The 14,035-nt window shown below is 49.3% G+C and carries 10 protein-coding genes; 8 read left to right on the top strand and 2 right to left on the bottom strand.

Annotated elements, in window-relative coordinates; translation table 11 throughout:
* Window positions 1-9 precede the first annotated feature (9 nt).
* The 7 genes from fabD (at window position 10) to fabG (ending at window position 11,517) form a co-directional block, all read left to right on the top strand.
* A complete protein-coding gene (gene fabD / locus MON40_RS11285) occupies window positions 10-936 on the top strand; it encodes an ACP S-malonyltransferase (RefSeq protein WP_003776389.1) in 927 nt (308 codons plus the stop codon).
* A 303-nt stretch (window positions 937-1,239) separates the two neighbouring features.
* A complete protein-coding gene (gene msbA / locus MON40_RS11280; protein WP_003776392.1) occupies window positions 1,240-3,093 on the top strand; it encodes a lipid A export permease/ATP-binding protein MsbA in 1,854 nt (617 codons plus the stop codon).
* A gap of 112 nt (window positions 3,094-3,205) precedes the next feature.
* Complete coding sequence (locus MON40_RS11275) at window positions 3,206-6,925, top strand: glycosyltransferase (RefSeq protein WP_003776397.1); 3,720 nt, start codon at window positions 3,206-3,208, stop codon at window positions 6,923-6,925.
* A 143-nt stretch (window positions 6,926-7,068) separates the two neighbouring features.
* On the top strand, window positions 7,069-8,073 hold the full coding sequence (locus MON40_RS11270) for a WaaS/CpsH family glycosyltransferase (RefSeq protein WP_003776401.1): 1,005 nt from the start codon (window positions 7,069-7,071) through the stop codon (window positions 8,071-8,073).
* A gap of 118 nt (window positions 8,074-8,191) precedes the next feature.
* Window positions 8,192-9,256 (top strand): WaaS/CpsH family glycosyltransferase, encoded by a 1,065-nt coding sequence (locus MON40_RS11265; RefSeq protein WP_003776403.1) that lies wholly within the window; start codon window positions 8,192-8,194, stop codon window positions 9,254-9,256.
* Window positions 9,257-9,574: 318 nt separating this feature from the next.
* Window positions 9,575-10,642 (top strand): WaaS/CpsH family glycosyltransferase, encoded by a 1,068-nt coding sequence (locus MON40_RS11260; RefSeq protein ID WP_003776405.1) that lies wholly within the window; start codon window positions 9,575-9,577, stop codon window positions 10,640-10,642.
* 128 nt (window positions 10,643-10,770) lie between these two features.
* The gene (gene fabG, locus MON40_RS11255) at window positions 10,771-11,517 is read left to right on the top strand and encodes a 3-oxoacyl-ACP reductase FabG (protein ID WP_003776407.1); all 747 of its coding nucleotides are present in this window, start codon (window positions 10,771-10,773) and stop codon (window positions 11,515-11,517) included.
* Window positions 11,518-11,609: 92 nt separating this feature from the next.
* Here the strand turns inward: fabG and ispH are convergent, their stop codons facing one another.
* Both ispH and lspA read right to left on the bottom strand, forming a co-directional pair.
* Entirely contained in the window at window positions 11,610-12,578 is a 969-nt protein-coding gene (gene ispH, locus MON40_RS11250) for a 4-hydroxy-3-methylbut-2-enyl diphosphate reductase (protein WP_003776410.1), read from the bottom strand.
* Window positions 12,579-12,604: 26 nt separating this feature from the next.
* Window positions 12,605-13,123 (bottom strand): signal peptidase II, encoded by a 519-nt coding sequence (lspA, locus tag MON40_RS11245; RefSeq protein WP_003776413.1) that lies wholly within the window; start codon window positions 13,121-13,123, stop codon window positions 12,605-12,607.
* A gap of 252 nt (window positions 13,124-13,375) precedes the next feature.
* On the opposite strand from lspA, the gene MON40_RS11240 reads away from it, so the two are divergent.
* Window positions 13,376-13,747, top strand: coding sequence for a hypothetical protein (locus MON40_RS11240; RefSeq protein WP_003776415.1), 372 nt, complete (start codon window positions 13,376-13,378; stop codon window positions 13,745-13,747).
* Window positions 13,748-14,035: the final 288 nt, after the last annotated feature.

Here is a 14,035-nt window from a genome sequence, read left to right as displayed (position 1 = left end):
AGGAATATCATGTCTTTTGCATTTTTCTTCCCCGGTCAGGGTTCGCAAAGCCTCAATATGATGGACGGCTTCGCAGGACAATCGGTCGTAAAAAACACCTTCGACGAAGCTTCTGCCGTCTTGGGTCAAGATTTGTGGGCGATGATTAACGGTACGGATGCCGAACTCATCGGACAGACCGTGAATACGCAGCCCATCATGCTGGCCGCAGGCGTTGCCGTTTACCGTGCCTATCTTGAAGCGGGCGGCAAAACGCCTGCCGTCGTTGCCGGCCACAGCCTCGGCGAATACACCGCACTTGTTGCCGCCGGTGCATTGGATTTTGCGGATGCAGTCAAACTCGTCCGCCTGCGCGCCGAACTGATGCAGTCTGCCGTACCGCAAGGCGTAGGTGCGATGGCGGCGATCCTCGGCTTGGAAGATGAACAGGTTAAAGCCATTTGTGCAGAAGCCGCGCAAGGCGAAGTGGTCGAAGCCGTCAACTTCAATTCGCCCGGACAAGTCGTGATTGCGGGCAATGCCGCCGCCGTAGAGCGCGCCATGAATGCAGCCAAAGAAGCGGGAGCCAAACGCGCGCTGCCGCTGCCTGTATCCGTTCCTTCGCACTGCAGCCTGATGAAGCCTGCTGCGGAAAAACTTGCCGAAGCGCTCAAAACCGTCGAAATCAAACAACCGCAAATCCGCGTCATCCATAATGCCGATGTTGCCGCTTACGATGATGCAGAGAAAATCAAAGATGCACTCGTCCGCCAGCTTTACAGCCCTGTACGCTGGACGGAAACCGTCAACGCACTCGTTGCAGAAGGCATTACCGAATCCGCCGAATGCGGACCGGGCAAAGTGTTGGCAGGTTTGGCAAAACGCATCAACAAAGAAGCCGTGTGCAGCGCTTTGACCAATTCCGAACAAGTCGCTGCCTTTATCGAAGCGCATTAAACTTGCCGCCTTGTCTGTTTCAGACGACCTTTCTTAATGAAAGGTCGTTTTTTAATGTCTGTTGGTTGTGTTTGGATAGGGAAGGGACTGGCAGCAGGAGGGTGTTTCTTATTCCAATCCACTATCAATTTATTTTGAACATTTAAGGTCGTCTGAAAAAACTTTACAGAAATAAAAATCGTTATTCATTTAAAAACAGCAATTTCGTCGCATCGGTAACTTCGTTGCGATATAATCATAGGCTTTACCAATCCGACAGATTAATAAAATATTCAATCTGCATTAATCCGGAACACCGAGCCAATGATAGAAAAACTGACCTTCGGCCTGTTTACCCAAGAAGATTCGCGCAGTTTCATGCGCTTGATGGCTTACATCCGTCCTTATAAAGTCCGCATCATTTTTGCATTAATTGCTATCTTCGGCGTCGCCGCCACCGAAAGCTATCTTGCCGCCTTTATTGCCCCCTTGGTCAACCAAGGCTTCGCCCCGCCTTCCGCTCCGCCCGAACTCAATACCGCAGGCGGCATCGTCGCCACGCTGCAAAACTGGAAAGACCAATTTACCTACCTGATTTGGGGTACGCCCTATAAAGTCTGGGTCGTGCCGGTATTTTTTATCTTTTTGGTCATCATTCGAGGCATCAGCCGCTTCGTCAGCACATATCTCTTGACTTGGGTTTCCGTTATGGCAATCAGTCATCTGCGCCGCGATATGTTTGCCAAAATGCTGCAACTCTCTTCCAAATTCCATCAGGAAACCCCTTCCGGCACAGTTTTGATGAACATGGTGCAAATGGCGGAATCATCCATCAGCAACGCCAGTAATGTCTTTATCGTTTTGACCCGCGATACCATGATTGTCATCGGTTTGGTCTGCGTCCTGCTGTATTTGAACTGGCAGCTCAGCCTGATTGTCGCCCTGATGTTCCCGTTGCTGTCTTTACTGTCCCGTTATTACCGCAACCGTCTGAAAGATATCATTGCCAGTGCGCAGCAAAGTATCGGTACGCTCAATAACGTCGTTAACGAAGTCCACCAAGGACACCGCGTGGTCAAACTCTTCGGCGGTCAGAAGAAAGCGTCCGAACGCTTTGCCGAAGTCAATGACACCATTGTCCGTCTCGGTAAAAAAATCACACAAGCCAGCGCGGCGCGTTCTCCGTTCAGCGAGTTGATTGCGTCGTTTGCTTTGGCTGTCGTCATCTTTATCGCCCTTTGGCAGAGTCAGCAAGGCTATACCACCATCGGCGAATTTATGGCATTTATCGTTGCCATGTTGCAAATGCTCGGTCCGATCAAAAACTTGGCGAACATCAGCATCCCCATGCAGACCATGTTTATCGCTTCGGATGCGGTTTGCCAATTCCTAGATACCGAGCCTGAACAAGACAAGGGTACCAAACATCTGAAAAACGTTTCAGGTCGTCTGAAATTCGAAAACGTCGATGTCCGCTACCACGAAGACGGTAAAAAAGCCTTGGACGGCTTCAATCTTGACATCCGCCAAGGTGAACGCGTTGCTTTGGTCGGTCGCTCAGGCAGTGGCAAATCCACCGTCGTCAATCTGCTTCCGCGTTTTGTCGAACCAAGCTCGGGCGCGATTTATTTGGATGATGCCAACATCGAAGACATCAAACTCGACAACCTGCGTTCCCAATTCGCCCTTGTTTCCCAAGATGTTTTCCTGTTTGACGACACTCTTTTGGAAAACGTCCGTTACAGCCGTCCCGATGCCACTGAAGAAGAAGTATTGGCAGCCCTCAAAGCCGCGAATTTGAAAGACTTGGTTGAAAGTTCGCCATACGGCTTGAACCAACCGATAGGCGCAAACGGCAATCAGCTCTCCGGCGGTCAGCGTCAACGCGTCGCCATTGCACGCGCCATTTTGAAAGATGCCCCCATCCTGCTTTTGGACGAAGCCACCAGCGCGCTGGACAATGAATCCGAACGCCTCGTCCAACAAGCCCTCGAACGCCTGATGGAAAACCGCACCAGCATCATCGTCGCCCACCGCCTGACCACCGTCGAACAAGCCGACCGTATCATCGTTATGGATGAAGGCCATATTGTCGAACAAGGCACACACAGTGAGCTGATGGCTCAAAATGGCTATTACTCCATGTTGCGCAATATGCCGAAACAGGCAGCAGGTTGATTTTCAGACGACCTGTCGGTCAGTTGAAGGACGATTTGCCTAAGAGGTCGTCTGAAAACACCGAGCCGAAAGACAAGGAAGGCTGCCGAACAGACAGAAAGGAACTATCCGCATGAATCATCAAGCCCAGTCCCCCACCGTCTCCGTGATGATCCCTTACTACAACTGTAAGGAATACATTGTAGAAACCATCCAGTCCGTCCTTAACCAAAGCTATCAGAATTTTGAAATCATCATTGTTGACGACGGCTCCGACCTGGAACACGCCGATTATTTGAGGGAGTTTCTGGCGGACAAGCCTGCAATACGTTACGCCGTACAAAACAATCAAGGCGTTGCCGCCGCCCGAAACCATGCGGCGCGGCTGGCGGGGGGCAAATACTTCCTGTTTCTCGATTCAGACGACCTCATCCTGCCGGATTACATCGAAAAATGCGTCACAGTTTTGGAAAACAATCCCGACTGCAAGCTGGTGTATCCGTTGGCGGAATATTTCGATGCGCAAGAAGGCTTATGGAATCTGCCGGATTATGACGGTTTGGAAAGCCTGTTGATGGGCAACCGTTTTCCTTCATCCGTCTCCATGCACCGCGCCGAAGATTTTGCCGCCTTGGGTGGGTTTGATGAAAACCTGACGACACATGAAGACTGGGATTTTTGGATACGCCTCTTAAGCAACGGAGGAACCGTTATCCGTATTCCGGAAGTGTTGTTCCGCTACCGCAAACGCCGTGACGGGTCATCACTGATTAACCGCTTGGAGCAAAATCCTGATTTAAACCGCGAAGACTGGCAAAAAGTCTACGAGAAAAACCGCGCGCTGTTTATGCAACATCATTTGGGATATTCCGACTGTATTCAAAAAATATCCTTACTAGAACAACAAATCCAATCTTTATCCGAGCTAAACCTTCAATTGCGAGAAGACAATACCAATATGCAAAATCAAAACCAAGAATTGCAGCATGTAATGGCAAAACTGCTGCAACAAACCGAACTGTCTGCCAAGCAGACCGAGTCTCTACAACAGCAAATCGACATGTTGATGCAGTTGATGGTGCGCAGCCAGGCAGCAGAAGAGCAATCGAAAGAACAAGACAAACAAATCGAACTGCTGAAAAAACAAATCGATACCTTGCAGCAGGAAAAACAGTCGCTCGAACACACCATCCATACCTTGAATGAAAACAGACAATCGTTCGAGCAAACCATACACGGACTCAATGAAAACCGTGCTTTATTGGAGCAGCACATCCGTCAGGAAAGCCAACGATTGGCAAAATACAAAGGGTTGTGGACGGTTAAGGTATTCAAGCCTTTCGTTAAAACCGAACAGGCCATCAGCTCTGCCAACCGCTACCGCAAAGGCTTCCGTCTTTTGGTGCGCGAGAAGGGTAGTATCGGCAAGGCATATCAGTTTTTACGCCGCCATTACAAGCAAACCCATTCGATTAAAAGCGTGAAACAGCTTTTAAAAATGGTCGGTTCTTCGCCTGTTGTTGCACAGGAAGTTCTTGGTGTTCAGGCAGACCCGATTCCGCAAACGTTTATCCAACGGCTGACCAAACACGCTGCCGACACGCTTGCGCCTAAAGTTGCCATCATTGCCGAACTCAGTATTCCGCAATGCAAAAAATACCGCGTCATCCAAAAGCAGGAAATGCTTGAAGAGCTGGGTATTCCTTGTTCCGTGACTTCATGGACGGACAGCAACGAAGCCAAGAAACAGATTTCTTTGGCAAGTTTGGTGATTTTCTACCGCGTTCCCGGTTTTGACAGCGTAATGGATTTAATTGCGGAATGCCGTCGTCTGAACATCAAAACATTATGGGATGTCGATGATTTGATTTTTGACGAAGATGTCCTGAAAACCAGCAGCACCATCAACTCGCTTGAACCGGCAGAAAGAGAAGGCGTGATCAACGGCGCGAAACTTTACCGGCAAGCCATGTTGGCGTGCGACGAAGGTATCGCTTCGACTTCCGGGCTGGCAAAAGCCATGAAGGAAGCAGGTTTGGAAACCGTTTATGTGGTTGAAAACGCGTTGGATGATGAAACGCTGGCAGCGGCACACAGCATCGAGGGTCGTCTGAAAAAACAAGAAGATGGCTTGATTCGGATTATTTACGGTTCGGGCACCAAAACGCACAACATCGACTTTTTGGAAGCCGCTCCCGCGCTTGCCAACATATTGAAAGAAAATCCGAATGTCAGGTTCAGAATCATCGGCTATTTGGAGCTGCCCGAATATTTCGATGAAGTACAAAGCCAAATCGAGCGCATCCCGTTTTGCAACTATACAGAATACCTGACTTATTTGTCCGAATGCGACATCAGCATCGCGCCTTTGGAAAACTTCGTTTTCAACGATGCCAAGAGCAATATCAAATACCTTGAAGCATCGATTACCAAAGTGGCGTCCGTATGTTCGCCAAGGGCGGCTTTCGCCGATGTGATTGTCAATGGTGAAAACGGCTTTCTGGCAGACAGCGAACAGCAATGGCATGAAGCGTTCGACACCCTGATTCAAAATCCCGAGTTGCGCGACAGTATGGCGCAGGAGGCATACCGTACGGTCACGGAAACATACAGCCCGCAAGCCATCGGCAGCACGCAGCTTGCACCTGCCATCCGTTTTGAATCTGCCGCAAAAGGGAAAACCAAAGTCTTATCGTTTAATGTTTACTATCATCCGCAATCATTTGGCGGGGCGACTATTGTTGCCGAGCAACTGAACAAACTGCTTGCCGATGAAGAAGCCTACGAAATATATGCGGTAACGACTTTGCCGATGAAAAGCTGGCTGCCGCCGTACAGCGTCATCCGTTACGAATACGGCAAAGTAACCGTGTTTGGCGTTGCCGTTCCTTCAGAAGATGCAGCCGCCCACGAAAACCCGCGTTTTGATGCGGCTGTCAAAGACATCATCGAACTTGTACAGCCCGACATCGCCCATATCCATTGCATTCAAAGCATGGGCGTCGGTATGGTCGATATTTGTCGGGAAGCTGGTGTCAAAACCCTCGTTACCCTGCATGATGCATGGTGGATTTGTCCGAACCAGTTCATGCTTGACGAAAATGAAGTCTTCCGCGAGCAATGGAATACCGAAGACGAACGGAGCAAAACCATAGCCCGCGCCTTGGCGAAAATCGATATGTTGCTTGCGCCCAGCAAATATTTTGCCGAACTGCATGAAAAAACCTTGGGCAGGAACGTCCTCGTCAACAAAAACGGTGTTACCCGCCCCTTGGGTCAAATATCCAAACGGAAAAAAGACGTTATCCGCTTCGGCTATGTCGGCGGAAAAACCAAAATCAAAGGCGTTCATCTGATTTTAGAAGCCTTCAGGAAACACCGTTTCCCCAATACCGAACTGGTTGTCGTGGACAATATGCTCAATGTCGGCGCACGTTCGTTTTTTGACAGCGATTTCGACGGCGTGGAACGCTTCCGCATCGAACCTGCTTACAGCCAAGACACCATCGACTATTTCTTCTCGGAAATCGATGTTTTGCTGTTCCCGACCCAATGGAAAGAAAGTTTCGGCTTGACGGTTAGGGAAGCAGTGTTGCGTGATGTTTGGGTAATCGCCACGGATGCAGGCGGCGTGTCCGAAGACATTATTGACGGCGAAAACGGCACGGTCATCCCGTTTGACAGCGGCGTGGAAGAGTTGAGCCGTGCCATTGCCGAAGTTTGCGAACGCTATCAAGCGATGGACGACGGCGCTGTCATTGAATTGCCAAAAAGCCATATCCGGACTTTTGCGGAACAAAAAGACGAATTGGCAGGCCTATATCAAGAAATACTGTCGAACCAAGCAGATTGATGTTTTCAGGCGACCCTTTCGATGGCAGCAAAGGGTCGTCTGAAAATGACAGCGAATGGACTTTAAACCCATACGGCGTTATACCGCCAAGCCAATATCCAATGAGTTGAAGTACCTAAGATTAACCGTACCCCGCCCGAATCATGAATAAAACCATCATCCTTGCCGTTCCCTATATGTACGAACTCGACAAGTGCATCGAAAAAAATCTGCGTTTTTTGGGGTTCGACGTCGTCAACCTTTGTTACGACGACAGGGATTCTTTTTATCCCAATATGGCGAGCAGGGTGAAAAACCTATATTACAAATATGTTGCCAAAGACGGCGACTACAAAAAAGTTTTGAAATATAGCCGCTATCGGGATGACATTGCGCGCAAGCTGGGTTTGTTAAACGGTAAAAAAGCGGATTACGCCTTGTGTATCCGTGCCAACATTTATCCCAAAGAAATCATTGCTGCCATTCGTGTGCACAGTGAAATATGCGTCAATTACCAATGGGACGGCATCGGAAGATTCCCCGATATCTTGGAATATTTGGACTATTTTGACCAATGCTGGGTTTTCGACCCGCAAGATATTAAGCAATATCCGGAGTGCGGGTTCAAAGCCACGACCAATTTCTACTTCGATTTTCCTGTCCCCGAATTGCCGTCAAACGGCGGCCTCTACTTCCTCGGCGGCTACGAATTGAGGAGGGAAGGGCAGACTAAGCATTTCATCAGCGAAGCGGAACGCCTCGGGCTGCCTTTGGATTTCCATATTTATTGCAAAGACGACCGCGCCGAAAAAGCCTTCGGCACAAAAGGCATCACATATCTCGACCGCAGCAGCATCCTGAGTTTTGAAAACAATTTAAGCAAGGTACAAAGCTGTGGGGCAGTGGTCGATTTTGCCCAGTTTGACCATTACGGTTTGTCGTTCCGCATTTTCGATGCCCTGCGATTCGATAAAAAACTGATTACGACCAACCAAAGCATACGGGATACCGACCTTTATCATCCTGACAATGTGTTTTTATGGGATGGCGGCAGCTTGGACGAATTGCCTGATTTCTTGGCGCGTCCGTATCAGCCGGTCAGTCCGGATATCAAAGAAAAATATTCGTTTACCCAATGGCTCAACCGTATGCTCGGTATCGGCAATTAATGAAGGCGAACTTGTGCCGCAGCCGTTTTAAGAATTTCATCATTGCCTGATTGTATAGTGGTTTAAAGTTAATCCACTATATTTTCAGACGACCCTTCCTCTTTACCGCACGACGATTATGAAAAAGAAAACCGTTATCCTGGCTATGCCGGAGCTGTTTAAAATCCACGAGCTCATTATTGAGAATCTGGAAAAATGCGGCTTCGACGTACTGTCCCTGACTTACGAAGAAAAAGAATTCAAATACAAAAGCATCTTCCAACGCATGCAGAAAATCTGGTATCGCAACGTCCTCGGACGAATGGATTTCAAGAAACGGGTGATGTTCCGTTTGGTGGAAGAGCGGCTAGAAGCGTTGTTGGAACAATATCCCGAGCAGGCAGATTATTGCTTCATGATTTGGCTGGGCGCGTATCCGAAAGAGTTTATTTCCAAGCTGCGCAACCACGCCAAACTGATGGTCTATTACAACTGGGAAGCGCTGACTTTTTTGAAAGAAGATTTTGAAAATATCGAATTTTTCGACAAATTTTATTTCTTCGATCCGTTTGATCAAAACAAGCTGCCCGAATACGACCATGTATTGCATCCGACCACAAGTTTCTATTTCGACAGCTTCACGCCGTCTGAAAAAACCGAAAACAAAATCCTCTTTATCGGATCATACGCAGAAGACCGCAACAGCGACATCTGCGCATTCTGCGATGCCGCACGCGCCATCGGTTTAGATATCGACTTCCGTCTGGCGAGCAAGAAAATCGCCGAAGAGCAAGCCGCACTGGGCATCCCCGAAGTACAGTTCTTCTCGTTTGCCAACGCATTGTCTTACCGCCAGAATTTAGAAGAAGCTGCCAAATCCTCCGTATTGGTCGACTTCCTCAACCGCAAGCATTACGGCTTGTCTTTGCGGATTTTTGAAGCCATCGGTTTGGATAAAAAACTGATTACCACCAATCCGACCATCGTGCATTACGATTTTTACCATCCCGACAATATGTTCTACTGGGACGGCAGCAATCTCGACGAACTCAAAGACTTCCTGACCCGACCGTTCGTCCCCATCGCGCCGGAATTGAAACGCAAATACAGCTTCAGCAATTGGATAAACTGCGCATTCGATATCGAACCGAACATACCGATCGGGCTGCCGCATATCGACAGAGATGCCATTCAACAGATATAGCGGAGAAGCAGATTTGCGGGATAGGCGGTACAAATAAAAGGGAAAATATTCACTGAGTGCTTCGGTACTTTCAAAGTCTATTCACAATAAACGATGCCGCGCGGACGCCGGCTGTTCAAACGCAGGCGGTTTGTCCGTTAAAAGACATCTTTCACATCGAGAATGTACGGTTTGCCGTACCTTCTCCCGCTTGCCGTTTCCCGAATCTGAAACCTATCCTGTTTTCAAAGGTCAGTTTGAACAGGGCAACAAGATATTTATTCATCTGTATAACAATAATAAGTTGATGATTTTAAAATCAATAGGAGGACACACACCATGTCTCGGAAACCTATTATCCTATTAGGCATGTACCAAGTTAACGACATTTATAAATTGCTTATCCAAAATTTAGAAAAACAAGGATTTCAAGTTGTCGATATCAGCTACAACCATATCGCGCCCCCTTTCAAATATTCGTCTTTAAAAATGAGGCTGGGGGCATTCTGGTGCAAAAAAGTCCTGAAACAGAAGAAGAAAAAAGAAATTTTGAGGAAAAAAGCCCGGCTTCGGCATTTCACGAAAATTTATCAAGAAATGATGGAGAAAATAAAAACATACGAGTATTTTGATTACGCATTGTTTTTAAACGGACAAATCTATCCGAAGTATCTGCTGGAACAGGTCAAGCGAAAAACCGAAAAGCTGATGGTGGCCTACCAATGGGACGGGTTGGACAGATTTCCCAAAATATGGGAGAGCATCGATATTTTCGACAAAGTGTATGCCTTCGATCCTGAAGATAACCGGAAATATCGCGATAAAGTCATTCCCGCCGCCAATTTTTATTTTGAAGTAGACCAACCAACCGATACCGGCAACCGCTACGATTTTTATTTTCTGGGCTCGCATGTTCCCGATCTCGGCAGGGACAAAGCCATTTCGACTTTTTACGAATATGCCGAAAAGAAAGGCTGGAAAATCGATTTCACGATATTCCATGTCAACGACGGCAGTTTGAACGAACATTCCGATGTTTATCCCGACAGTATCAAAGCGACGGCAGAGCCACTCACGTTCGAGGACAACATCAAGCGCGAAATGCAAAGCCGCGTTTTGCTGGATTTTAAAGCAGCGGTGCATACGGGTTTATCGTTTCGGACAATCGAGTCGGTCGGCTATCGGAAAAAGCTCATTACCACCAATGCCGAAGTTGCCAAATACGATTTTTATCATTCCGACAATATCTATATTTGGGACGGCAAAACCTTTGACGGCATGGAAGCGTTTCTCGACAAACCCTATCGCGAGCTGCCACCCGAAATCTACCAAAAATACAGCTTCGACAACTGGTTGAGATACATATTGGATCTGCCTCCGTATCAAGAAATCACGTTACCCGAGTAAGCCTCTTTGAGGTCGTCTGAAAGCCTTTGATGTTTTCAGACGACCTCAAAAATTAGATTCATCACACTATTTATGCTATAAGGTCGTCTGAAATTAACAGACTCCATTCCCAAAACAAGGAAGTAAACATGAGCACACAAGATTTAAGCGGCAAAATCGCTTTGGTAACAGGCGCATCGCGCGGTATCGGCGCGGCGATTGCCGACACGCTGGCGGCGGCAGGTGCCAAAGTCATCGGCACGGCAACCAGCGAAAGCGGCGCGGCAGCAATTAGCGAGCGTCTGGCGCAATGGGGCGGTGAAGGCCGTGCATTGAATTCCGCCGAACCCGAAACCATCGAAAACCTGATTGCCGACATCGAAAAAGCGTTCGGCAAGCTGGACATTCTGGTCAACAACGCCGGCATCACCCGCGACAACCTCCTGATGCGCATGAAAGAAGAAGAGTGGGATGACATCATGCAGGTCAACCTCAAATCCGTGTTCCGCGCCTCCAAAGCCGTCTTGCGCGGCATGATGAAGCAGCGTGCCGGCCGCATCATCAACATCACATCCGTCGTCGGCGTGATGGGCAATGCCGGTCAGACCAACTATGCCGCGGCAAAAGCAGGCTTGATCGGTTTCTCCAAATCCATGGCGCGCGAAGTCGGCAGCCGCGGCATTACCGTCAACTGCGTCGCCCCCGGCTTTATCGACACCGACATGACCCGTGCGCTGCCTGAAGAAACCCGCAAAACCTTCGAAGCGCAAACTTCACTGGGCAAATTCGGCGAAGCGCAGGACATCGCCGATGCGGTCTTGTTCCTCGCTTCCGACCAAGCGAAATACATCACCGGTCAAACGCTGCACGTCAACGGCGGCATGCTGATGCCTTGATTCGGCTCGGAAAATAAAGAAGGTCGTCTGAAAACGGATTTCAGACGACCTTTTTGTTTTGCAGCATAGATGAGCAGGCTGGGATAAACAGTTTAACCTTTGTTGAGTATCTGTTTGTTTTCGCCTTCGCGACGCAGTTCTTTGGGGAGGACGAAGACGATGCTTTCTTCCGCGCCTTCGCCTTCGCGTATGGTTTCGTGTCCCCATTGCTGTATGGTTTGCAGGACTTCCCTGACCAAAACTTCAGGGGCGGATGCGCCGGCGGTTACGCCGACTTTGTGTTTGCCTTCGAACCATTCGCGTTGCAGGTAGCCGGCGTTGTCGACCATATAGGCATCGACGCCGCGTTGGGCGGCAACTTCGCGCAGGCGGTTGCTGTTGGAAGAGTTGGGCGAGCCGACGACAATGACGATGTCGCATTCTTCCGCCAATTCTTTGACGGCGGTTTGGCGGTTGGTCGTGGCGTAGCAGATGTCTTCTTTATGCGGGTTGCGGATGTTGGGGAAACGGGCGTTCAGCGCGGCGATGATGTCTTTGGTTTCATCGACGGACAGGGTGGTTTGGCTGACGTAGGCGAGTTTGTCGGGGTTTTTGACTTGCAGCCCGGCGACGTCTTCAACGGTTTCGACCAGCAGCATCCTGCCGGGCGGAAGCTGTCCCATGGTGCCTTCGACTTCGACGTGGCCTTTGTGTCCGATCATGATGATTTCGCAATCTTGCGCGTCGAGGCGGGCGACTTCTTTGTGGACTTTGGTTACGAGCGGGCAGGTGGCATCGAATACGCGGAACCCGCGTTCGGTGGCTTCCTGCTGCACGGCTTTGGAGACGCCGTGTGCCGAGTAAATCAGGATGGCACCTTTGGGTACGTCGGCGAGGTCTTCGATGAATACCGCGCCTTTTTCGCGCAGGTTGTCCACGACGAATTTGTTGTGGACGACTTCGTGGCGGACGTAAACCGGTGCGCCGAATTCTTCCAGCGCGCGCTCGACGATGCTGATGGCGCGGTCAACGCCGGCGCAGAAGCCGCGCGGGTTGGCAAGGATGATGGTTTTTTGGGTCATGTGTATGGTCCGGATTTCAGACGACCTTATGGGTTGTCGGTTGTTGGTTCGTCGGTCGGTTTGGGTTGTTTTTTGTGGAACAGTCCGTCCAAAACCAATAAAACGGCACCGACGCAGATAAAGCTGTCGGCAACATTAAACGCGGGATAATACCAATCCTTCCAGTAAAACAGTAAGAAATCAACGACATGACCGTGAATCAACCGGTCGATAACGTTACCGAGCGCGCCGCCGATAATCATGGCTGCGCCGATTTTGCCCGAAAGGCGGAACTCGTCGCGCAGGATGGCGCGGGCGAGATAGGCGCTGATGACGAGTGCAAGCCCTAAGAAAAAGAATTTCTGCCAGCCGCCTTGGTCGGCAAGGAAACTGAACGCCGCGCCGGGGTTGTAGGCAAGGGTCAGGTCGAATAAGGAAGGGATGATGTTGAGTCGCTCGCCTTCTTGGAAGTGGGCGAGGATTTCCCATTTAGTCAGTTGGTCAAGCGCGATGCCGGTCAGCGCGATCAGCAGGTAGGCGGTTTTTTTGGAAAGGGAGGAAGACATTTGGTTGAGGCTGCCTGAATAAAAACAAAGCGGCTATTTTACCCGAAAGCGCCAAAGCCGTGTTTCAAAAGGTCGTCTGAAAACCTTTTATTACAGGCAAGGCGCAGGGTTTTGCAGGGTTATCGCAAAACCGCGTAAACGCTGCGCGCAAAAACACTGTCATACGTAAAACAAGGTTTATTTGCTTGATAGGGTGTTGCCTTGCCGATAACATGGCGGCGTTTTTATATGCCTTCCCCGAAAGGATACAGTATGGCTAAAACAAAATCTTTATTGGCAACCGGCATTTTGGCGCTTTTCTCCGCCACCGTCTTCGCCGCCCCGCTTCCTGCCGAAATTTACCGTCCCGCAGGCGCGCATACGGTTAAAGCCGACCGTCAGGGTAACGGCGAATTCGAATACGAAGCCGAGCTGCCCGCACGCGGCAACCCGATTCCGTCTTTGGCGAAAAAAGTCATCGCCCACGCGCGCAGCAAAGGTTTTCATGTGGTCGAATCTGAAATCAAACACGACGATGCCGATTTGAAATTCAAACGCGGCAGACAAGAATTGGACGTGTCCATCGAAAACAAAGGACATGGCCGCATCGAATACAAAGCTGATTTAGACTTGGACAAACGCTAAATCGACACATACCGCAAAGGTCGTCTGAAAAGAGGTTTCAGACGACCTTTTTGTTTGGTTGGACAAACAGAACCAAACGGTAGAGCAGGGCATTTACTGTGGTTTAGGTCAAAGCCAAATCATGCCGTATCGTTTTATTTGCCACCGCAATATTTTGTTTTACTGTAAAACACGGTAAAATCCACGCTCAAAACAATATAAAGCAAAACCATGCCCGAAAGCACCAAAATGCCCGATATGGTTTCGCCTCAAATAAAAAACGCAGATTCATGCATCATTGCAACCCAA

The organism is Neisseria macacae ATCC 33926 (genome assembly GCF_022749495.1).
In the GTDB taxonomy this organism is placed as follows: domain Bacteria; phylum Pseudomonadota; class Gammaproteobacteria; order Burkholderiales; family Neisseriaceae; genus Neisseria; species Neisseria macacae.
Note: the sequence above shows the minus strand (reverse complement) of the source record. Positions and strands in the feature narration are given on the sequence as shown.